Source organism: Sulfuricurvum sp. PD_MW2, assembly GCF_002633015.1.
Classification (GTDB): domain Bacteria; phylum Campylobacterota; class Campylobacteria; order Campylobacterales; family Sulfurimonadaceae; genus Sulfuricurvum.
Map to the genome: position 1 here is coordinate 17,563 of NZ_NSIU01000020.1, position 22,659 is coordinate 40,221.

18 protein-coding genes are annotated in these 22,659 nt (G+C 39.0%); 3 read left to right on the forward strand and 15 right to left on the reverse strand.

What is annotated here, in order from left to right:
• The 12 genes from CJD30_RS09005 to hemH form a co-directional block, all read right to left on the reverse strand.
• A complete protein-coding gene (locus CJD30_RS09005) occupies nt 1–495 on the reverse strand; it encodes a chemotaxis protein CheW (RefSeq protein ID WP_294918454.1) in 495 nt (164 codons plus the stop codon).
• 1 nt (nt 496) lies between these two features.
• The gene (locus CJD30_RS09010) at nt 497–883 is read right to left on the reverse strand and encodes a response regulator (RefSeq protein WP_294918455.1); all 387 of its coding nucleotides are present in this window, start codon (nt 881–883) and stop codon (nt 497–499) included.
• A gap of 24 nt (nt 884–907) precedes the next feature.
• On the reverse strand, nt 908–1,435 hold the full coding sequence (locus CJD30_RS09015) for a hypothetical protein (protein WP_294918456.1): 528 nt from the start codon (nt 1,433–1,435) through the stop codon (nt 908–910).
• 214 nt (nt 1,436–1,649) lie between these two features.
• Nucleotides 1,650–7,424, reverse strand: coding sequence for a protein kinase (locus tag CJD30_RS09020; protein ID WP_294918457.1), 5,775 nt, complete (start codon nt 7,422–7,424; stop codon nt 1,650–1,652).
• Between the two features lie 166 nt (nt 7,425–7,590).
• The gene (pgaD, locus tag CJD30_RS09025) at nt 7,591–8,034 is read right to left on the reverse strand and encodes a poly-beta-1,6-N-acetyl-D-glucosamine biosynthesis protein PgaD (RefSeq protein WP_294918458.1); all 444 of its coding nucleotides are present in this window, start codon (nt 8,032–8,034) and stop codon (nt 7,591–7,593) included.
• 7 nt (nt 8,035–8,041) lie between these two features.
• Nucleotides 8,042–9,334, reverse strand: coding sequence for a poly-beta-1,6-N-acetyl-D-glucosamine synthase (gene pgaC, locus CJD30_RS09030; RefSeq protein ID WP_294918459.1), 1,293 nt, complete (start codon nt 9,332–9,334; stop codon nt 8,042–8,044).
• Nucleotides 9,335–9,345: 11 nt separating this feature from the next.
• Complete coding sequence (gene pgaB / locus CJD30_RS09035; protein WP_294918460.1) at nt 9,346–11,337, reverse strand: poly-beta-1,6-N-acetyl-D-glucosamine N-deacetylase PgaB; 1,992 nt, start codon at nt 11,335–11,337, stop codon at nt 9,346–9,348.
• Between the two features lie 87 nt (nt 11,338–11,424).
• Nucleotides 11,425–12,609 (reverse strand): saccharopine dehydrogenase family protein, encoded by a 1,185-nt coding sequence (locus CJD30_RS09040; RefSeq protein ID WP_294918461.1) that lies wholly within the window; start codon nt 12,607–12,609, stop codon nt 11,425–11,427.
• A 59-nt stretch (nt 12,610–12,668) separates the two neighbouring features.
• Complete coding sequence (locus CJD30_RS09045) at nt 12,669–13,037, reverse strand: diacylglycerol kinase (protein WP_294918462.1); 369 nt, start codon at nt 13,035–13,037, stop codon at nt 12,669–12,671.
• On the reverse strand, nt 13,024–13,752 hold the full coding sequence (locus CJD30_RS09050; protein WP_294918463.1) for a DUF695 domain-containing protein: 729 nt from the start codon (nt 13,750–13,752) through the stop codon (nt 13,024–13,026). The genes CJD30_RS09045 and CJD30_RS09050 overlap by 14 nt, the downstream gene beginning before the upstream one ends.
• Before the next feature lie 37 nt (nt 13,753–13,789).
• Nucleotides 13,790–15,040, reverse strand: coding sequence for a hypothetical protein (locus CJD30_RS09055; RefSeq protein ID WP_294918464.1), 1,251 nt, complete (start codon nt 15,038–15,040; stop codon nt 13,790–13,792).
• Nucleotides 15,041–15,050: 10 nt separating this feature from the next.
• Nucleotides 15,051–15,998, reverse strand: a complete 948-nt coding sequence (hemH, locus tag CJD30_RS09060; protein ID WP_294918465.1) for a ferrochelatase — start codon at nt 15,996–15,998, stop codon at nt 15,051–15,053.
• A 128-nt stretch (nt 15,999–16,126) separates the two neighbouring features.
• Between hemH and CJD30_RS09065 the strand changes: the two genes are divergently transcribed.
• Both CJD30_RS09065 and CJD30_RS09070 read left to right on the forward strand, forming a co-directional pair.
• A complete protein-coding gene (locus CJD30_RS09065; protein ID WP_294918466.1) occupies nt 16,127–16,909 on the forward strand; it encodes a C40 family peptidase in 783 nt (260 codons plus the stop codon).
• Nucleotides 16,910–16,911: 2 nt separating this feature from the next.
• Nucleotides 16,912–17,379: a hypothetical protein gene (locus CJD30_RS09070; protein WP_294918467.1), complete on the forward strand. Its 468-nt coding sequence runs from the start codon at nt 16,912–16,914 to the stop codon at nt 17,377–17,379.
• Here the strand turns inward: CJD30_RS09070 and CJD30_RS09075 are convergent.
• Entirely contained in the window at nt 17,370–18,512 is a 1,143-nt protein-coding gene (locus tag CJD30_RS09075) for an FAD-dependent oxidoreductase (protein WP_294918468.1), read from the reverse strand. The two genes, CJD30_RS09070 and CJD30_RS09075, sit on opposite strands and share 10 nt — an antisense overlap.
• Complete coding sequence (gene glyS, locus CJD30_RS09080; protein ID WP_294918469.1) at nt 18,484–20,520, reverse strand: glycine--tRNA ligase subunit beta; 2,037 nt, start codon at nt 20,518–20,520, stop codon at nt 18,484–18,486. Before glyS ends, CJD30_RS09075 begins: the two co-directional genes overlap by 29 nt.
• A gap of 174 nt (nt 20,521–20,694) precedes the next feature.
• On the opposite strand from glyS, the gene CJD30_RS09085 reads away from it, so the two are divergent.
• Nucleotides 20,695–21,111, forward strand: a complete 417-nt coding sequence (locus tag CJD30_RS09085) for a class II SORL domain-containing protein (RefSeq protein WP_294918470.1) — start codon at nt 20,695–20,697, stop codon at nt 21,109–21,111.
• A gap of 565 nt (nt 21,112–21,676) precedes the next feature.
• Here the strand turns inward: CJD30_RS09085 and CJD30_RS09090 are convergent.
• Nucleotides 21,677–22,501, reverse strand: coding sequence for a hypothetical protein (locus CJD30_RS09090; protein ID WP_294918471.1), 825 nt, complete (start codon nt 22,499–22,501; stop codon nt 21,677–21,679).
• Nucleotides 22,502–22,659 lie beyond the last annotated feature (158 nt).

Sequence of the window (22,659 nt, forward strand, 5' to 3'; positions counted from 1 at the left end):
TTATTCTCCTTGAATGTGTGTTTGTTGAATTTGTTCGATACCAATGAGTTCATCGGCTTCAAAAAGCTTTAAAACATCCAAAATCATGATTACTTTCTCATCTATTTGTGCAATTGAACAAATAAAATCTGAATCGACATGACTGCCGAATTTTGGCGGTTCACTCAGATTAGCACTGTCGATACTTGCTACCTCTTCGACACGATCAACGATAAACCCGATATTGACTTTTTCCACTTCTACGATGACGATAGCCGTATGCATATCTTCATTTTTAGGTTCCATCCCAAAACGCAGGCGCGTATCAACGACAGGGATTATCGATCCTCTTAGGTTGATAACTCCGCGCATATACTCAGGTGTTTTTGGAACGTTGGTCACTTTCATAATGGCGATGATCTCTTTGATACGATCAATCGCGATGCCGTATTGTTCCTCACCTAGAAAAAACGTTAGATACCGTTCTCTTCTAGACTGGGTTTTAGAGTGTTCCATATCAGACTCCTAATACCATTTTGATTGATTTGACAAGTTTCTCATCATTGAAAGGTTTCACCATCCATCCGGTAACACCGATCTCTTTTCCTGTCATTTTCATTTGTTCAGAACTTTCGGTAGTTAGGATAATGATTGGTTTGGTTTTATAGCGATCATCCGATTTGATTGCGCGTGCGAGTTCAAGACCATTCATTTCGGGCATGTTGACATCACTGATTAAAAGGTCAAAATTTTCACTGCCGTTTTGAAGCGCTCCTAATAGTTCCATAGGGTTCAAATACGATTTGAATTCAATAGATCCACTGCCAATAAGCCCATCCAAAGCGAGCTCTGCCGTTGCAACAACAGCTCTCGAATCGTCTACGATAATCACTCTTTTACCCATTTTATATTCTCCTGGTTGTGTGGTTTAAAAAAAATCGATTTCATCATCATCGGTCATGATCATTTTGTTTCCGACGATTTGTTCAATTTGCATACATGAACTAAAAAACGAACTATCCAAATAATGGATATCTGTTGCATCTTGCAATGAAAATATATGTTCCCTCCATGATGTAAGATCGCTCCATAAATGCTTAACAAGCATTATTAACGTATTTAATTTCCTGTGATCAGCTAGGATCTCATTTGCATTTTCTTTGATAAATGTATTTAACGATGAAAGCGCATACGACAAAGTTTTAAACTCTGCAAGATTGTCGATAGCTTTCACATAAACTTCCATTATTCCGTTTGTAAATCGATACAGATTTTCCAAAGAGGGTTCGTTATGAACCTTATGAAGAATTTGGCTCCACTCTTCTTCATAATATTGCAGATTATGGATCCCTTTTAGGACATTTTGGTCTAGGCTGCTGATATATTCAGGGGCTGTGATCTTTTGGACAAAACTTTGACGTAGAAGTAGTTGTTCATTTGTATCGATAATACGCATGTTTTTATTCGTTTGTATCTTTTTGCCCTCTGCAATCTTCGAACGCTAAAAATTGCATTTGTATTACAATTTTTAATTTCATTCTCTCGAATTGCAAGAAGTTTAATATCAAAAAATCACAAAACAATCTCAAAGTATTGTTTTGGAAGCTGAATTACAAAATTATTACACTATCGATGCGAAAGAGAGTCTTATCCAAAAACGAGAGGTAAGACTAAAGAGAGTGATGAAGAGGAAAACGGAGTTTGAATGATACACCCGTATCCGTATTTTGGACGGTAATAGTACCTTGACAGTGTTCTTCGATGATTGTTTTACTCATATACAATCCTAATCCGGTGCCGTTTTCTTTTTTGGTAGAGATATAAGGTTCAAAAAGTGTATCGATGATTTCAACTGCGATTCCGCCTGCGTTGTCATCGACTTGGATTAAATTATAGCCATTATATTGATCGGTTGTGATTTTGATCGTTGGGTTATGAATTGATCGTTCTTCGAACGCATCTTGGGCATTCTTGATAAGATTGAGTACAACTTGAATGAGCTCATTTTCATACGTAGTGTATTCTTTGTCATGTGCATGTTCGATTTGAATTTGGATATTTTTATTCATCAGTGTATGTTCAACAAGCTCAAGCGTTTTTTTGATAATCGTAGAATTTTTTGTTTTAACCATTTGCTTATCGGGTTTGAAAAAGTCTTTGAAATCGGTAATGGTCTGCGAGAGATGTTGAATTTGTATCTCTACATCATCAAAACTTTTGAGAATATCATCAATACTTGAGCGTTCAAGCATAATATTGATTTTTTGGCGGCTCATTAATGCGCTCATAATGGTCAATGGTTGGCGCCATTGATGGGCAATCATGCTGAGCATCTCACCCATTTGTGCCTGACGAGTCTGCATGAGAAATAATCGATCTTTCATGTTTCGTTCTGTTACGTCATCTTGGATGGTGACGAAATTAATGATCTTGTCTTCGTCATTAATGATCGGAAAAATAGTACACTCACAGTCTCTCATATCACCATTTTTCATTCGATTAATGATTGTGCCGCGCCAAAAAGATCGTTTTTTATGGATGGTATTCCATAAATCCTCATAAAAAGTTTTCGGATGAATTCCGGAGTTGAATAAACTCATTTTTTGTCCGATCAATTCTGTATTGAAATAGCCGGTTAGTTTCGAAGCATGCGTATTGGCGTATTCAATGATCCCATCAGGATCGGTAATAATGGTTGATAGAGGAATCTGGTTTACGACCTGAGATAGACGATTAATGATCTCTTCGGTCCGTTTTATCTCGGTGATATCTTGTATGGTTCCGGAAAATTTTTGCCGGTCATCTTCCCAAAACACTTCCGCACGCTGATGTACGAGGCGAATGTTGCCTTTGGCAGTGATAATTCGGTGTGTTACGTCGTAATACCGTTCCCCTTTGAACGCTTTTTCGACGGCATGATGAATGAGATCGGTATCATCAGGATGGAGATGGGCAAAAAACCACTCATTATCTATCGCTCTCGAAAACGGTTCCATCTCATAAATACGATACGTTTCAGCAGACCAGATTATATTGTTGCTGACACTGTCGTATTGCCAGCTTCCTACATGTGAGATTTGTTGCGCCTTATTGAGTTTCTCTTCATTATTTTTGAGATTTTCATACAACAGTGCATTTTTATAAATAATAATGGCTTGAGCCAAAAGCAATCGTAATGTTTGAAGGGAATTAGAGTCTAATGGGGTAGATATCTCTTGATTTTCAAGATAGAGAATACCAAGTATTTCCCCTTCGATCAGGACTGGTATGGCCATAGATGATGCGGGCTTATTAGCAATAAAATAAGGATCATACTGAAATTTTCCGCTATCAGCTGGGCTATTTTGAAATACTTTATGTTTGGTCTCAATCGCTTCGCTAATAAAAAGGAGAGGCAAGAAACCTGTCTCATGGAAGAGTATGTGATGCAGTTCAATATTTTCGGTTCTAAAATAGATTTGTGCACTTGTATAAAAAGAGTTCTCTTCTTTTAAGATCAAGACACCTTTGCTGGCAGTTGCATTCTCCAAAATAATTTGCATCAATGTTTGAAGAAGTTGTTTTTTTTCCATGCTTTGGGAAAGTGCATAGAATGATTTGAGCAAGCTGCGATAATTCGAAGGTTCAGAACGCAAGAGTGAACTGTTTGATGAATAGCCAAACTCTTCTACAGGTTGTGATCGGTTGAACCGGAGTTGATCTTTGATACGTTCAGCGGCACCGTAAGCACCCCACTGATTTAGCCCTACAAGTGCTTCATTAAAATAAAATTGGCTGAGATCCTCAAAATTTTTGGATTTCCAAAAACGTCCTGTACATGCAGCACTCGCAGCAATGGCAAATGGATTGGCCATTTTTCTTGCTTCGTTTAGCGCTGCATCGTAATATTTAGCAACATCCCAATAATTTTTTGCATTTTTTGCGCTTTTAGCTCGAATGAGTAATTTCCAAAATTTAAACTCTTTGGGCGATGAGACAGCGTAGTTCTCACACTGTTTCAAATCTTTCTGCAGTATCAATGTCTCATCGTATGTAAGCGGGCTCGATTTACCGAGTAGAAGAAGTGCACGAAGCGGATGAAGTCTCAGTTTTGGAAACATGATCACTTCATTGGCATCAGTATAGATATAACGGTGAAGATATTCCAATCCTAGATCTATTTCTCCCTCTATCCAGCATGTTTGTGCTTTAATGATTCCATACCATGCTAAAGCGGGGTAAAACTTCTCTTTTTCCCATAGACTAATCGCCGCTTGTTCATGAATGTCATCGTGGTTATCTTTGTCTTGCCAGACTCGAATCGTAGATTGGAGTATCTCAAAAATCGCGATCATTTTTTTATCGCCTGAATTGAGAAGAAAATTAGATTCATTTCGCATATTTTCTTGCAGTGTTTCTAGCGAATTTCCTGAGAGATAATCGCTAAAATGCATTAAAAAATTGGCCCATGTTCCAAAAACAATATCGCCATTCATTTTTGATTGGTGAAGACTTTTTTGATACAAAGATAGATTATGTGTAAAGGGCTTAGTATAAGGGCTAATAAAATTTGCCATAAAATTGTATATCTTAGGAAGCATCGACACATCGGCAAATTTTTGATTGAGTTTCAATGCAAACTCACCAAAACGATAGGCCTCTTTGTATCGACCTTCGCTGATCATCTGAGCTCCATAGAGTACATAACCGAAAGCAGAACCGCTTGTATGTCCATAGCGCAAAGAGATATCGATAATGGATAGATAGGCCCATTGCATTAATTCAATATTCGCAAGATAATAAGCAGCTTCCCAATATTCGACTAAAATAGAAATGATGTGTTGCTTGGATCTAACGGTAAGATTTGGACGCGCAGTTATTATATCGGTGTGATGCTTCTTGAGATGATGTTGAATGCTCTCTTTGAGTTGAATGACCGTTTGAACAATTTGATTGGCATCACAAGAGGCTGCAATACCAAATTGATTGAGCAATCTATTTCCAAACAATAAGAGATCCTCAAACCCTTCCCCTTTTGTGACACATAAATCTTTAAAAAGTGTAAAACAGATTGTCATTTCCGTTGTTGTACGGGATTCATGAATCAATGTTTGTAAGTAGGAATGCGCCTCTTGATGGTGGGTATTGAGATAAAAGATTTTAATTCGAATCACTTTGAACGCAAATTGATCTGCTAGTGTGAGGAGATATATTTTCTCTAATGCACTGTTTGTTTCCAGAGCACGTAATTGACTCAAAGCTAACGCATAGGAGCCGCTCATGAGCATTTCATTGAGTGCGATGAGGTTCAGTTTTAAACTCTTTTTATCCCACTCTTTTTTTGCGAAACCGTTATTGAGATGCGATACGATATTGATGATGTCAGTGTATGTACCTGTTTTGTAGAGATTTTCGAGAAATTTTCCTATTGTTTGATGTATTTGTACTAATGAAGCGACAGGTATTGATTGGATGATATGGTTTTGTATAATATCGTGAGAGAATTGATAATAACCATTATAAATTTCAATAAATCCTTTGGATTCAAGATTCAACATAATGGATTTTGGATATTTTAGAGTTTTCATCAATCGAAATGTCAGTTCAGTATCAAATCGGCTTCCGAGAAGAGAAAGATAGTATAAATAGTATTGTTCGCTGTGATTTAGCTCAGAAAATTTTGTATGAATGATCTCAGAGATATTAACAATCGAACTGTAGCTGGAAATATGCTCAAGATCAAAAATCCATTTTCCGTTTTTATACGTAATTGCGCTGGTTTCCATCAAATTTTCGAGAAATGTTTTAATATAAAAGAAGTTTCCTTCGGTTTTTTTGTGGATGAGGTTAGCGAGATGATCGATATCCTTGTCCATAGAGCCCAGCAGTGAATGGAACATTTCACGCATCTCTTTTTGTGTAAGTGGTTCAAGATCAAAGAAATAGACCTCTTCCGAACGATTTTCTCGAATCGTCTGAACAATTTCTGCCGCCATTGGATTCATTTCGATCTCATTGGATCGATAACTAAATATGAAATGGAGATTAGGGATTTCTGATTCTAGAATTACTTTCTGGATTAAATCCAAAGAGGCACTGTCTGCCCAGTGCAGATCATCGATAAAAATGACAAGAGGCGAATTATCCATCACGATTTGTTTTAAAAAAGCTCCCAGTGCATAAGGAAGCTGATGACGGATATCATCCGTTGTGACAGTATCAAGGGTTGATTTATTAGAAAATAGATCGCGCAACTCAGGAAAATAGTGGCTTAAAATGTAAGAACTTCGATTATCCAAATGTATGGTGCGTTTTCTAGAGGAAGATAAAAATAACATTTGTTTCAATTGGAGAAAAAGTTGTTTGAAGCTTAAATAGGGGTGAGATGATCGATTTTGCTCAAATTTTCCTTTTAATATACGGACATTTTTACGGCTTAATTGATGTAATGCTTCTTCGATAAAACGGGTTTTACCAACTCCCCCTACCCCTGATACGACAAGACGAATAGTTTGTCCAAGCGAAATGTTTTGGATAGCATTATCTAAGACCTTTAATTGTGCATTACGCCCAAAAAGCGAACTGCCAAAATGTAGCGCCGGTTGATCATGCGTACCGATTTCAAAGTAAGCAATTTGACCTGATCGGGTTAATGTGCGAAGTGCAAGTTTTAAATCATAGATCAACGCATCATCGCTTTGATAGCGATCTTCGGATTTTTTTGATGTAAGACGTGTGACAATTGAGGATAATACGAGAGGGAAATTTTCTATAATGGATTCAATCGGTACAGGGCGAAGAGCAATTTGTTTGTGAACCAATTCGTACCGATCTTTTGCTTCAAAGGGAGCGTGATTCGAAAAGAGATGATATAAACTCATGCCAAAACTGTATAAATCACTTCGAAGATCTATGCGTTGCTTTGTTCTTCCAGTTTGTTCCGGTGACATATACATGAGATTGCCGGAAGTACCAACGTCATTATCGCTGTTATATTTGAAATGATTGTCGAGTACCGAGTATCCAAAATCAATGATTTGCAGCGCTTTTGTATCAAGATTGTAAATAATATTTTTTGGATTGATATCTGCATGGATAATGTGATGTTGATGAATGATTTTGAGTGCCTCAGCAACTTTGATTGCAATATTCAGTGCTTCACTGACGGAGAAACAATGGGTTAACAAAATATCGTAGAGAGAACTTCCTCCTATATCTTCAAAGACATGCAGATATTCTGATGGAGTTGCAATGATGTCAAGAAGTTTTACGATTTTGGATGATTTTAGTTGAGAAAGTATCTGTTGTTCATTCATAAATTGTGATACTCTGTGTTCATTGATCTCACCCGGTTTCAGCATTTTTATAATGACAGATTTTCCATCGTTTGAGCGAACAGCACGATGAACAACGGTAGAGGTATTTTCATGTAAAGTATCTACAATCTGATAATGACGGCTAAACATCAAATCCCTTTAGTATGATTAATACGAATGAGCAATAATAAACAAATAATATTAAAAAATTGCCAATGGTGTATGTGATATATTTTTTATACGATAAAGCAGGAATAAAATGTTACTTTAGAGAATCAAATGGGTGATACGGTATACAGAAGTATACCGTGAGAGATTATTTGGAATTGAGCTCGATATTGTTTTTGAGGTCGAGAATATGTCCATGATCATCATGATAGACAGTGACAAGTTGGCTGTTCGAACACTCATTTAGTTTATTCTCATCAATCTGAAAATAATTTGAATAATCGGTTGAATGGTAGATTAAATGTTCGCTTGGAGCTTGATGACGACTAAGCCGAGACAATATAAACAAAACAATAGGTGTTCCAATGAGCATATAAACGGCATGGCTAAAGGTAACACTATGGATTTCATCAAAAATCCAGTCGGATATCTCTCCCGCAGGCGCATCCAACGTAATAATTCTATAAAATACATGAAATACCGGCTTCCACAGGTAGATAAAACCTATCCATAAAAAAAGAGTTACGATGTCCCATAAGATTCTTTTTGTTTTTGGGAGCTCACGGCGTTTGTTGATAATTAAAGTTTCCATAGACGTATTATCCTTTTTTCTTTAATTGCTGATGTGCACCGCGATCCGGGCTAACCCATCGAGCTCGCCCTTTTTTACCTAACAATACTTTTGGAAGAGCCGTTACTGCTGTAAACAAATTAAGCAACCAGTACGCAAATGGATACCAAATCATCCAGAAATAATTTTTTCCAAGCCCTTTGTCATAGTGTCCATCCAACCATTTACTGACCGCAAATTGAACCAGACATGCACCGATCAAAATAACACTGGTCTGATCCGGCAGAATCGGAGAATGATCTGGCATCAAATAACCTATAGGAAAAAAGAGACTGATCAACCACACCGTAAAGACCAAAAGCATACTGTATGCCCAGACGGTACTAAGCATCAATTCAGTCATTAACCCCCAAAGGTGGGTTTGGCGGTAAGAGAACAGTACTTTAAAGTTTTTGAGCATAACTTGAGCACCGCCCATAGCCCAACGTAAGCGCTGTTTCCAAAGTCCTTTGAGCGTTTCGGGCATAAGAATCCAGACGAGTGCACGCGGTTCAAAACGAACATCCCAACCGTTTCGTTGGAGCTTCCATGTAATATCGATATCTTCCGTCAACATATCCGGACTCCAGTATCCTACTTCGTGAACAGCCGCTTTTCTAAATCCGGTTATGACCCCTGAAACGGTGAACAAACGGCCAAAACTACGCTGTGCACGCTTGATCATACCGACAATAGATGAAAATTCTCCGACTTGGATTTTACCTAATAGCGTTGTACGGTTTCGAATACGCGGGTTTCCTGTTACCGCGGCTACTGCAGGATAACGGATAAAGTGTTTAGCCATCCAGTAGAGACAATACTCATCAATGAGGGCATCCCCGTCAATACCGACCAAATATTCGTATTTTGCCACTAGCGCACCGGCTTGGAGCCCTAGTGCCTTGCCTTGATTTTCAGCAAGATTGACAACTTTTAACTTTGGATTATTTTTTGCCAATTCCAGTAAGATTTCCAGGGTATTGTCTTTACTACCGTCATTAATAGCAATAACTTCGAATTCAGGATATTTGACATTGAGGGCATAGGTAATTGTTTCTACGGCATTTTCCCCTTCATTATAGCAAGGGATCAAAATACTCACACCAGGCCATGTTTCATTGTCTCTGAGGGGTGGAATCGTATATTTAGAATAGGGTTTTTCATTTTTGAAATAAAAAAAGATCGCCCCTACGATCCATAAACTGGACATAAACAGCGGATAATAAAAAACATACCCCAACAGAGTATGCCATAGCAAATGCCAAAAAACTTCAAAAGTCATTACGATCCCTTTTATTTGCTATGCATACGTATCGATTTTGAGGAAAAAACTTTTTGTATCATATTTGCATCCGGTGTATTGGTATAGATAGTATCGGGATAATAAGCGATATGATGAACACCCAAACTGTAGAGATGGTTGATAGTATGTTCTAGTTCTTTAGCTGGGAGAGGTTCATTGTTTTTTCTCCAATTGACGGTTTGCAATTCCATAACAGTCCGATCCATACCACATTCTTCAAGCTTGATATTTTTCACAATATCATCATAAAATTTTTGATGATTTTCTGCTTCTTCCATATACGGCATTGCCATGATAGCGGTATAGTCGTAATGTTTGATGGATTCACTCAAACTTTGTGCATACCATTCTTCTGAGTTTTTATTCAGAGCAACTTGTGCATACATATTTCGCGCCGTTTTAAGTCCTGGCTGTTCATTTCTAACGATTTGTGCCAATTCCATAGCAAAAGAATCTAAATATTCGGTTTTGAGCCGTGTCCATTTTGCAAATTGTTTTTTGTCGGCGCGGATTTGAGTGACACTCTCAGAAAGCCCCCATTTTTTATATTGGGCATGTGCTGATTTGCTATCGTCTTCAAAGTCTGAGAGAGTTACATCATCGTGAAATAAAATTCCATCAATATAAGCAGATTTGGATAAATCTTCATAAATTTCTTTGATCACTTTACGTGCTTTTGGAGAAAATGGAGATAATCTTGGGTATCCCATATTGAGATGCGTAGGATCAACTTGCAAAGTTACGACAGTATCTTTGGCTGCAGGGTTGTTTTTTGGAAGTTCCCACGCCATCATCGGCATCCATGCGTAGACACGTTTAACTTGTGTTGTTGTTGAAATTTGCCAAGCTACACGATTAAAGAGATCGGTACGCATTGGGATATTGCGATTTGGAAAATAGACATAATCCGCAGCACCGTTGGCATCCGGATCGGCAAATGTTTGCAAATACACGGTATTGACACCTAACGTTTTAATGCGTTCTAAAAGGATATTTAAATTTTTCTCTTGTTGCGCAGGATTTGGATCATAAATATAGTCTATATCGATGTGTGCTGCTTTGGTTGTACGATCATCATCAGTAAAGTTGAGATTTCGCGTACGCATATTGTGCTCTAAATCCCCCAGATTCATACGATGTTCTACCAAAATTCGTCGTAATCCCCATAGCGGAGTGAGGCGCGTATTACTTCCATCATCAAGTGTTAATCCGATAGGCATTCCCAAACTTTCGGCAATTTTACGGACTTCCATGTTGTAACGTCCGTATGGCCAAACCATCACACGAGGTTCTTGTCCTGTATATTGTTTTAAAAATTTGTTGTTTTTTTCCAAGTCATTGTGTATACGCTGTTTATAGGTTTTTTCATCTTCATACTTTTTTTTGTCACTTAACCAGCGACGTGTGGTTATGGCTGCTTGCATATTCCCCTGAGGATTCCCCTGTATCCCTTCGTGAAACAGATAACTATGGCTTGCGATTTCTACTAGACCGCTTGCAATCATCTCTTTGATCTCGTTTTGACTCAAAAATTTATTGCGAGGGATAATATGCCGGTTAAAATCAACGTTTTCTTTTGCTTGTAGCCAGCTTCCGACGAGAGCTATTACCGAAGGGATTTTATATTTTTTTAGAACAGGATATGCATTGGCGTAAACAGACTGATATCCGTCGTCAAATGTGAGTAAAACTGCTTTTTGAGGAAGAGGAACTCCCTTTTTACGGTAGGCCAAAATATCATTAACACTAATGAAATGATATCCATTTTCAATCAACCAATGAATTTGTTGTTCAAAGTTACCAGGAGTAACGGCATAACTTGAATCCAAAGTTTCACTTTTGTCTGCAATCTCGTGGTAGCTCAAAATAGTGAACTCATTCATATTTTGATCACGGCTGCAAATATTTGGCATGTCGTTTGCGATCAAAAAGTTACTTGAGAGAAGGAGTGCCAAAGAGAGGGAATAAAGGGGTTTTAGCATAGTCTACCTGGTATAAGTTTGAATTAAATAAATATTATACAGCAGGTATACTTCGAAATTACCTTATGAATTACTGATGGGAGTGTTTTAACACTCCATCTCGATGACATTCCAAGGCAGCCCTTGGGTATTCATCTCATCCATAAACGGATCCGGATCAAGTTGTTCCATATTAAATACACCTTGACCATTCCAAATGCCTTGCACCATGAGCTTTGCTCCGATAACTGCAGGTACACCTGTCGTATATGATACCCCTTGAGATTTTACTTCGGCGTAGCACTCTTCATGGTCTTTGACTTGATAGATATAAATTTTACGTTTTTTTCCGTCTTTTAAACCTTCGGCAACGATACCGATATTGGTTTTCCCCTTCGTACGTGGACCAAGTGATGCCGGATCTGGAAGCAATGTTTTCAAAAATTCCATCGGAACAATTTTCATACCTTGGTGTTCGACCGGTTCAATACCGAGCATACCTACGTTTTCAAGGCATTTCATGTGGGTAAGGTAGCTTTGACCGAACGTCATGAAAAAGCGAATACGTTTGAGCCCTTTGATGTGCTTGACGAGAGATTCCATCTCTTCATGATAAAGGAGATAGCTGTCTTTTGGTCCTACTTCTGGATAATCCCATACTTGCATGATCTCCATCGGAGCTGTTTCGATCCATTCACCGTTTTCCCAATAACGACCTTTTGCACTTACTTCGCGAAGGTTGATTTCTGGATTAAAATTGGTAGCGAACGGATAGCCGTGGTCGCCTGCATTACAGTCAAGGATGTCAATCGTATGAATCTCATCAAAATAGTGTTTTTGAGCATAAGCACAAAATACGTTGGTCGCACCTGGATCAAATCCGCTTCCGAGTAATCCCATGATTCCCGCTTCTTTGAATTTCTCATCACGCGCCCATTGGAGCTTGTATTCAAATTTTGCTTCATCCGGATGTTCATAGTTTGCGGTATCGAGGTATGGGGTTTTGGTAGCAATACATGCATCCATGATTGTAAGATCTTGATACGGCAATGCGACATTGATCAGAATCGTCGGTTGGTATTTTTCGATGAGAGCAATAACCTCTTCTGTTTTGTCCGCATCCACTGTGGTAATTTCGATTGCCCCTGCAGGGAGTTCACTTTGGATCTCTTCACACCGTTTGAGAGTACGGCTTGCCAAAATAATACGATCAAAAATTTGGTTGTTCATAACACATTTATGTGCTACGACGCGCCCTACTCCGCCGGCGCCGATAATAAGTGCAGTTGCCATAGTCAAAACCTCTGATAAAATATAATGGTTATTATAAGCAAATATCTCTTACGAGAATGTTACATACAAAATGCATTGTAAAGAACAAGTCCCCAAATCAACGCTAACATACTAAGTGAAAGAAAAACCAAAGCGGCACCTGCATCTTTGGCCCGTTTCGCAAGTTCATGGTGATCGAAGGTGACTAGATCGACCGTACGTTCAACTGAACTATTGATCATCTCAGCCATGAGAGGAATAAATAACGAAACGGCTAAGATAGAGCTTTGAACAAAAGAGATAGGCAAAGCCCATGCCATAATCATTCCGACAATAAACAAAAGAATTTGCAACCGAAAAGATTTTTCGTTTTGACTTACCTCTTTTAACCCTTCCAAAGCATACCGTGTATTTTTAAAAAGGGTATATTTCGGTTTATTCAGCGCCATGTGTGTTCTCTCCCATCGTTGTACTCCATCCCTCATATATACCGTGTTCTTGGATAGCGGATTCATAGAGTGATGTCGTAATATCTGAAATAACTTCAGGTGTGATTGATTCGATTTTGGTTAGAACTGCCCCATAGGCATAGTCGCTTTCATCATCGTTTACATACTCTTTGATTTCATATCCGTGTGAAGCCAGCTGTGCCACAGCCCGTTCCATCGATGTTTTAGTTTGAAAGAAAAGATAATGTTCTACTTCACGCGGAATAGATAGATCATCTCCCGCTTCCAGAAGAGCGGCAATCGTATGGCGGTTTTGGATACTGAGTATTCCATAAGGATCAGGATAGAGATTATCGAGATACATCTCCCATTTCGTATCTTTGGAAACACCTCGTTCGTAAACGAATCCCCCATGTCTGTTCATAACATCGGAACTCACATTTTCAAAGCGCTTTGCTTGTGGAGCATAAAAGTAAAATTCTGACCATCCGTCTTTTATGACCCGTCCGGCAAATACAGCGTCAAGAGACTCTTGTAAGGTGGAAATCAAATCGTCTGAAAATGGTTCCAACGTGCTGTTGTCCGTATCAGCTTTAATAAAAAGCCAAAGAAGAGACGGACGATCTTCTTGCGGTGCTTCGTCCAACAGGTCCAACTCTACGTCGCACCGATACGGTACATTATCATCATCCAGAAGCTCGTAGAATTCAACCATTGTTATCAAACCTTATTTTTTTGTCATTATAAGGTCTTTATTCTTGATTTTCTCCCAAATAGCTTTTGTGTAGTTTAACTTTGCTCGCCAGCTCTTGAACATTTTTCGTCTCAAGTAAAGCAAGTGATTCTTTGAGGGGAGCCTCTTTCGTATGGATCTGATCTATCAACAGTTTCATTTGTGCGATCGCCTCAGATGCCACTTCTTCGAGGTTTTGTCGAATAGCACGATGTTCTTGATGTTCGTACGATTCGATCGTGATGATAAGCTCATTGAGTTTGCCTTTTGCATGCACAAACTCATTGTAGAGTGATTGTGCTGAATCGAATAAACGGCTTAGAGGGAGGAGTGAATCTGAAAGTTCTTTGGAATGAACACTCATCTCTTTCATCTGTTTGGAGGAGAGAACCATTTGCTGCATGATAAGTTCGCTTTGCTCTCGAGAACCTTTTAACAATGCATCATTTTCCATCAAGGACGTAACGATCGTTTCGCTTTTTGCTCCAAGCGATTGCAGATGATGAGAAAAATCATGAACGATTTTATCAAGTTCTTTTTGTATCACTGAGATAGTGTATTCCGGTGTTTTGCGTTGAACCAGTTGATGTAAAAGATCATGCAGTGCTTCTATTTTTGAATGAAACTCTTTTTGTTCAACACAGCTTGATTGGGCAGCTTGTTTGAGCTGATTGAAGTGGTCTTGTTCAGCTATCCGTAGCATATCGATATGGCGATGGACGACATTATCCAAGCTTGGAAGTTCTGAAAGGGTAAATTCTTCAAATTTGTTCATTGCAGTCTGTTGTTGAAGAAGAAGTGCTTCCAATTTTGGTATAAAGAATTTTTGGTTCGATTGTATGGTATCAAGCGCTTGAAACTCTTCTTTAAAAACACTCCGTATTTGGTCGTGGATTGAACTCTCCATTTGAGTTACTAAATTGATTCGATCCTGCAATGTGATGATTGATACGTTCAATTGGGCTAATTCATCTCCGATTTCATTAACGCGAACGTGATGCGAGTATATTTCTTGTTTAGCAATGGTTTGATTCATAATGCTCATGACTGAAGCGAGTAAAACCCCAACACAGAGTGATAAAAGAGACTCTTTGATGATACTAAGATCATTCGTAGGGCTAAGGATAAAATGAAGCATAGCTCCAATCGTCCCAAGAGCGAGTACTACATGTGCATAATTGATTTTAGTCGGATCTTTATAAACAACGGTATGTCGCAAAAAAATAAGCGACATGAGAACGATGATAATCAATAAATCGATACTAAACACAACTCATCCTTTAGCTCATTTTTTCATAAAGTTCTTTAAGAGTTTGGACAAATAAGGGGTGATCGTTGGGGCATCGGCATACACGGTAACTTTCAAACTGCAAATGTTGGGCTACTTCGGCGTATTCTATAGAGAGCTCAAAATCGGTTTCGGAGTTGTCTATCGTAAAGGCAATCGGAACAATAATGACCCGTTTATTGTTTAGATCATGCAACGCGGTTTCCAATGAAGGTTCAAGCCACTGCATCGGCCCTACTTTGGATTGATATGCTAAATGTATTGCATTAAAATTTAAACCGTTCTCTTCCATCATTGTTTTAAGTAATTCAACATGTGCGGTCACATGGCGCTGATACGGGTCACCTTGATCGACAATGTTTTGAGGTAATCCATGGGCGGAAAAGATAATGTCATACGAATTGGCCGCTTCTCCGCTTAACGCTTCTTTGATTCGCTCAATGAGACAGCGGTTATAGGTTGGATGAGAAAAGAAGTGTTTGATCTCTGTCATGATGACATCCCAACCGATTCGGTGGGCGCTCAATTCGAAATCATCCAGTGAAGATTGCGTTGTGGTTGAAGAGTATTGGGGATATAAAGGGATGAGATATACTTTTTGAATCCCTTGATCTTTTAATCGACGGCACACTTCATCTGCCATTGGCGGTGTGTAGCGCATGACAAAATCGACAACAATATTATTTCCGATCGCTTGTGACAAATGGCTGCACAATGAACGTGTATGATCTACCAGAGGAGATTTTTCTCCTATTTGTTTGTAGATTTCTTGCGATTTTTTGGTTCGTGTGAGAACAATCATTTTGGCAATAAATCGGCGTAATAAAGCACTTTTCGTCCGAATGATATAGGGATCGTTGAACATGTTATGTAAAAAGAGTTGAACTTCACCAAGATTATTGGGCCCGCCCATATTTAAGAGTACGATAGCTTCTTTCATAAATAGGTTGTTTTCCATTCGTTTTTGAAGAAAGTGTACCATAACAAAGTGTTAAAGTTGAGGGTTATAAAAAAAACTAAAGCTTTTTAATCTATAATAACCTAAAAGCAGAATAATGAGGAGGTTTAATGCGGATAAAACGTACAGTCTTATCACTGGTTTTACTCACCATAGCTGCTCAAGCAGATACATCGAGGCGTGAGCCTTCTCTCTTTTTAGAATATGAACGAGAAGTAAAAAAAGTTAATGACTCGCTAAAGACAGAAGAAGAATTCGTTAAATCTCTCCCCCTAAAACAAACTCAATCTTCTGAAACTCCTAAACCTATAGCACTTACCGAACCGGCAAAAGTGTTGAAAAACACAAAAATCGATGTCGATAAAATCGGTGTTGATGACAAAGCATTTTTAGTCGTTAATAAACCTGAACCTAAAGAAACTGTAATTGTACGCAGTGAAGATCAGAAAATGGCTGATACCCCTAAAAACACACCTCAAAAAATCGTTAAAAATTTCAAAACGGCAAAAGAAAGAGTACTGGCACGTGCAAAAGAATTTTTGGGAACACCGTATGGTTTTGGAGATAAAGATGGTGATCGTACCGATTGTTCAGGCTTTACACAGCAAGTTTACAAATCATTTGGCATTAAGCTGCCGCACAGCGCCACGGAACAAGCTTTATTCGGCGAAAGTGTGAGTATGAATGAACTGCAAGTGGGAGATTTACTGTTTTATCGTACATATAAATCGGATCCTTCACATGTAGCGATTTATGCAGGGAATGGTCAAATTATCCATGCATCCTATGCCGCAGGCAGAGTTCAATACGATTCGATCGAAAAAGGGTATTATAAAAATCGTTTTATGTATGCTCGCCGTTTAGCGTTTAACAATGCTGACCATGATGAATAATGATGTCGACACTATTGTATTCAACGCTTGATAAACACTGGCTCTGGAAAGAGGTTTATACCAAGCTCGATATTTCATCACCGGCCTATCAATATTGGAACAACACCCGTCATATAAAACTCAATCGCTATGTTTTTCTTGAAAAACACACCCTTCCGGAAAAGTATGCCCACATAGAAGAGGACCTGACCGATCTCAGCGGCTATTTACCGACTCAATACGCCGCTACCCAGCTCGGTATTGACAGTCATATTTTTGCCTATAAAAAAATGCGTCTTTACAATCAGTTCGAATACAAATTTGTCAACGACATTAAATTTGTCAATCTGAAACGGTTTTTTCTCGAAAATGGAATTAAAATCGGGAAAAAAAGCTATGTTCATATGGCCCGACTGGATGAGTTGATTATCACGGCAGATTCACGTTTTTACCGTATCGATGATAACTATGGAGTAGTTGTTTACGACTGACGTTTTGCCCAACGGGGAAAAAAACGTGATGGTGATAAAATAGGATCCATCTCTCTTCCTTCAATCAAAAAATCTCTTAAACGTTTAGCCAGATAAGGTGCGAGGACAAATCCGTATCCCCCGGAGCCGTTAATCATGGTCACATGTGGATAGTAGATATATTCCGATGGGTCATTACGTTCACCATGCCGTATACGGGGATATTTTTCCAATGTTGCATCTGCATCGACCAGAGCCCCTAACATCGGGAGATAATCATTGGAACCTGATCGCAACCCCATATAGTCGTCAAGAATATTAATATTATTTAATTTTAACGTTTTTGAAGCTTTTTCAAGCAGTTGTGCTCTCCCCTCCTCCACGTCATAAGGTTCACCCCTAAAAGGCGAATAATGGACATCATGTGTTGCACCGATGGCAACTACTCCGCCTTTTAATGTCGGTGAAATCGAGACATGATGATGGAGAATACACGGGATGTGTGCAGCGGTTTCGATATCGATTCGATGTCCCCAAATCCCCCGTAAACCGACATAATCAATCGGAAGAAGTTTTGGATAGGCTCCTATGGTGAGAACGAGATGTTTAGCCATCAGATCTCCAACCTGCCACATGTCATCCTTGCGGATTAGACTTTCGACTTTGAGTGGATAAAAATCGATTCCTTCCGCCATTGCATGACAGACTCCCTGTGCGTCAACGACGGCACCGATGTCAAAATAGATACTAGAACTATTTTGAGCATCATCGCTCAGAAGCGTTTGGATGCTATGGGGAATGGTAGAGTGCTTTAAGTTGGTTTCGTGTTTGAAGGTTTCGACTTTTTCACCCTCTTTTGGGCTATTAGCGATATGAAGGAGCGGTTTTACAAGGGTATACGTAGGGAAATGAGCCGTATAAAATTTGAGTGCTTCGGCGTGGGCATCCAGCATGATCTCTTTGAGGTTACCCGCTTTGGAAATTTTTGGCGAGATAAAGGCACCCGCCGCTCCGCTTCCACCTGATGCGATACCGTCTTGATCGATCAAGGCGACGTTTAGCCCTGCTTGTGCGAGAGTATAGGCGCTACAGCAGCCGTTTATCCCCGCACCGATGATGATAACATCATAAGGTGATGTTTTTGATGTCAGCAATCGAATAAATCTCGGCGTAGATCATTCCGACCAATGCTTTGCGGTTGGTACGGACGCTCAAATCCTCGGCATTAACCATAACGTTGTCAAAGAAGTTGTCCAACGGTGCTTTGAGAGCGAACAACGCATCCAGACGTTCTTCAAGAGTTGCATAATCAGCTTCGATAGCTGTTCTGGCTGATGCAAAGAGTGTACGTTCGGCATCATTTTCAAATAAGGATTCGTCGACATTGAACCCTTTGTCCATCGCTTCGTCTTTGAGAATGTTGCTTACCCTTTTAAAAGTAGAGAATGCTTCGATAAATGAATCGGATGATGCAATAGCAGCAACGGCGCGAATTTTGCTATCGATATCAAGAATATCGAGATCGACGTGTGAATCTTTTGCAACAACCGATTGGATAATGGATGGATTGATACCGACATAGGCTCCGCCGAGACGCTCGATAATAAAGGTCTCGATATTTTTCTTATACTCTTTACCTTCTGGATAAAGTGATGCAAGTTGATCGATCAAGGTAGAGAAGTTGAGTGGAATTTGATGGGCTACCGCAATTTTGATGATTCCGTTGACGGCTCGGCGAAGTGCGAACGGATCACGTGAACCCGTCGGAATTTCACCGATGCTAAACATACCGATGAGAGTATCGACTTTCATTGCCATAGCAACGATCGCACTGAGCATCGTAGATGGAAGTGCACTATCTTCACCGCTTGGAAGATACTGCTCTTTGATAGCTGTTGCGACTTCGGCAGATTCACCGAGTGCCAAGGCGTAGTAATGCCCCATTAGCCCCTGTAGTTCCGTAAACTCATAAACCATTTCAGACATCAAATCGGCTTTTGCGAACTCCATGGCTCGATCTAGATGGTCAGGATTAATATTATCATATATGAGATTTGCAATCGTCGATGCAACCACTTTTTCGCGTTTGATTTTCTCTGCCAACGTTCCTAAGCCGTTCATAAAGACGACTTTTTCAAGTCCAGCCGTACTAAGGCCTTTTTTGAGATCGTTTCGGTAGAAAAAGAGCGCATCGGAAAGACGTGGTCGAAGAACCCGTTCATTCCCCTCGATGACTTTACTGAAATCCTCACACAGCGCATTAGAGACAACGACAAAGGCATTGATCAATTTCCCGTCTTTAAAGACCGGAAAATAGCGTTGGTGTTCTTTCATCGAAGTGATGATGACTTCCGGAGGGAGTTCAAGGAAATTCTCATCAAACTTTCCGAGCAGAGGTGTCGGATGTTCGGTGATGGCGACGACTTCGTCAAGCAAATTTTCATCCACTTCGATGGTAATACCATGCTCTTTTTCTAAAGTAGCAAATGCATTTAAAATCGATTCTCGGCGGCTTTGCGGATATAGATCAACCGATCCAGTTTTGAGAAGCTCAAAATAGTGTTGAATGGAGTCAACTTTTTTCGCTTCGAAATGACTGATGCGATGAACATAGGTCTCAGATGATGAACGGACACCAAAGAGTTCCATATCGACCAATTCTTCGCCAAGTGTTACGTTCACCCAGCGGATCGGGCGGATAAAGCTCTCTTGATTCGATCCCCAGCGCATGGACTTACCGAAACTAAGGCTTTTGATCCACTGATCAATCATCTCCCCTAAAATCTCTGAACTGGATCGTCCTTCGACTGTTCGGCTGTAATAGAGAACCTCTTTACCACCCTTTTCGGCATGGCTCAGTTGATCGAATTCAACACCGCATTTTTTCGCAAAGCCTAAAGCCGCAGGAGTTGGAACGCCGTCTTTGATTGCAATCTCAACTGGAGCGCCGTAAAACTCTTCCACACGGTCATCTTGCCGAGTTTTGAATTCACGGTGCCACAATACCAAGCGGCGAGGTGTGTAGTAGAACTCAAATTCACCGACAAGAGCGTTTTTTTCGAGTACCGTGACCCATTTTTTTTCTATTTCGCTGAGTTCTTTGAGTAGTGGTACTGCCGGGAGTTCTTCAACACCGATTTCAATCAAAAGAGGTTTTAACATTGTTTATATCCATCAATACATTTTTAAAGTCCCGATTTTACCCATTAGATGGTTAAAAATCGCTGTTGCTTTGGAAAAAATTAATTCAGAGATAAAATATCTGATTTAGGAGAAGTTAAAAGTTTAGCGCAGTACAATACCCCATCATAAATTTAAATTCACGAAGGAACCAACATGCCAACAATCAATCGTTATGTCGACATCAGTACAGTAGATCGCGAAGCGAAAAAAGATTATATTGATCGTCATTCACCGTTTATCCACTGTGCAGCAAACGCAAAAAAAGGGGAAAAATTTGCGGTAACCGTTAAAATGGGAAATGAATATTCTCATCCGGATGATTTTGATCATTACATTGCAAACATTGCGCTCTATAACGGTGAAACGTTATTGGCTCGTGCTGATTTTATCCCTGGAACACTCGGAAATGAAAAAAATCATGCGGAAGTGACATTCAATATTGTGCCGACAAGCAAAAAATTAACGTTAGTAGCACACGGATACTGTACAAAACACGGTGTTTGGGAATCTACTCCAGTTGAAGTAACTGTAGAAGAAGCTTCTTCTTGCTGCGGTGGCGGACACTGTTAGTAACCTATTTTAGGTGCTTTCCAGCCTTTTTATAGGTTGGAAAAATCTCTCTTTAAGTTTTTGTTTTTTTCTTCCAATGTAACTTATGTGTAACAAACGAATATACTTCTATATACTTACCTATACTAATATTAATAGAATTACTGCTTAACACAAAGATTAAGAGTTAGCTTATTCATAAGTGTTATATATTTTACTAGAGATAGTTAGCATTTACAATGCGACATATATACTTATAAAGTTTAAATACATTATTTTTCAGGTGTTTCAAGAATGCGACAGCGTATTCTTGCAGAAAAGACATGATTCAAATGCCAAATGGATTTTATGTGAAAAAACTATTAGTTGATATTAGAGGCTGATAAACTCAGTAAAGTTAAAAAAGCACGTATATGCTCGATATAAATACATTTAATTTACACTCAAAAAAGAAGCCCTAAGGACGTGGGCAATGGGCTTACAAGATTACTTGGTTTTGCCTTTTATAACAAAAACTCCTAATGTAATATAAACCATTAGTATTCTATGAGTTTTTATTAGGGCTATTCCCCCTATAGAGTATATACTATCCCATATAGTAACGTAGAGACCGACCCTCAAAAAAATACTTTAGTTGCTCGTTTAAAAACTCATAATCTTCATCCGTTTGAGACATAGAACTGACTACATCGCTGATCGGTGTACTGTTGATAACGTAGTCTTTTAAAGTTGACAAAAACATTTTATTCCATGCCTTAGGCTTTGTATGATGAGGTTCTCTAAACCCAGTATCATTATCTATCCGTAACTCTAGCCGATACCAAAGGCTATTTAAGCCACTTTTACCTTTTGCCATCTCCTTTTGGGCTTTCCAATAAAGTACAGAATCTTTCTTCCATGCTCCACCGATAGGATCAGCTTCATCACTGTAATCAGCCCCTACGACAAAATAAGTTGAAGTATCGAAAGTTCCTGCTATTTCTGATGATAAAGCCCTTGCTATAGCTTCCTTATCATTCATTATTTCATTGTCTTGTGCTAAAAAATCAATTGCATAATCTACCGATTCAATCAGATATTTATTAATCAATTCTGCGATAATTTCATACGTTTCTTTAGCTAATTTTCCATTTGTCGGCTGATGCAATCCTGCTATTTCGATACTATAATATCGCTTCTTGCTTGCTTTGCCCACAATCAGATCATTACTCAATTTATTAGGATAACTACTATTGATTTTTACCACTCTAATAGATTTATCTTGTTCTATTTTCCTTTGCAACGTTTTGCTAGTCAAAGGAGTTGTTTCTACTTTCACTTTCCTAAAACCATGCTTCTTTAGCCACTTCCGAAAACCCTGTTCAGTGACATCAAAACGTATAGTATCGATTCCAACTTGATTATATTTCATCATACCTCTATTCAAAAGTATCGAAAAAGTACCTCTAAAAAGCTTTTTATCTCTTTTCCGTACTCGTATTCATTTTAAACACGTTTAGCGCTCCTAGAGCTTCCTAGATAGCTTATACGATGTTTATTTTTATTTATTTAAACGTGTTAAGTAAGCTA

Bases quoted from the DNA above. Each gene is read 5' to 3' on its own strand.
- CJD30_RS09010 (WP_294918455.1), bottom strand. From the start codon at position 883: ATGGGTAAAAGAGTGATTATCGTAGACGATTCGAGAGCTGTTGTTGCA.
- glyS (WP_294918469.1), bottom strand. From the start codon at position 20,520: ATGTTAAAACCTCTTTTGATTGAAATCGGTGTTGAAGAACTCCCGGCA.
- CJD30_RS09090 (WP_294918471.1), bottom strand. From the start codon at position 22,501: ATGAAATATAATCAAGTTGGAATCGATACTATACGTTTTGATGTCACT.
- CJD30_RS09045 (WP_294918462.1), bottom strand. From the start codon at position 13,037: ATGGCGCTGAATAAACCGAAATATACCCTTTTTAAAAATACACGGTAT.
- CJD30_RS09020 (WP_294918457.1), bottom strand. From the start codon at position 7,424: ATGTTTAGCCGTCATTATCAGATTGTAGATACTTTACATGAAAATACC.
- hemH (WP_294918465.1), bottom strand. From the start codon at position 15,998: ATGAAAGAAGCTATCGTACTCTTAAATATGGGCGGGCCCAATAATCTT.
- pgaB (WP_294918460.1), bottom strand. From the start codon at position 11,337: ATGCTAAAACCCCTTTATTCCCTCTCTTTGGCACTCCTTCTCTCAAGT.
- CJD30_RS09015 (WP_294918456.1), bottom strand. From the start codon at position 1,435: ATGCGTATTATCGATACAAATGAACAACTACTTCTACGTCAAAGTTTT.
- CJD30_RS09005 (WP_294918454.1), bottom strand. From the start codon at position 495: ATGGAACACTCTAAAACCCAGTCTAGAAGAGAACGGTATCTAACGTTT.
- pgaC (WP_294918459.1), bottom strand. From the start codon at position 9,334: ATGACTTTTGAAGTTTTTTGGCATTTGCTATGGCATACTCTGTTGGGG.
- CJD30_RS09070 (WP_294918467.1), top strand. From the start codon at position 16,912: ATGTCGACACTATTGTATTCAACGCTTGATAAACACTGGCTCTGGAAA.
- CJD30_RS09065 (WP_294918466.1), top strand. From the start codon at position 16,127: ATGCGGATAAAACGTACAGTCTTATCACTGGTTTTACTCACCATAGCT.
- CJD30_RS09085 (WP_294918470.1), top strand. From the start codon at position 20,695: ATGCCAACAATCAATCGTTATGTCGACATCAGTACAGTAGATCGCGAA.
- pgaD (WP_294918458.1), bottom strand. From the start codon at position 8,034: ATGGAAACTTTAATTATCAACAAACGCCGTGAGCTCCCAAAAACAAAA.
- CJD30_RS09050 (WP_294918463.1), bottom strand. From the start codon at position 13,752: ATGGTTGAATTCTACGAGCTTCTGGATGATGATAATGTACCGTATCGG.
- CJD30_RS09040 (WP_294918461.1), bottom strand. From the start codon at position 12,609: ATGGCAACTGCACTTATTATCGGCGCCGGCGGAGTAGGGCGCGTCGTA.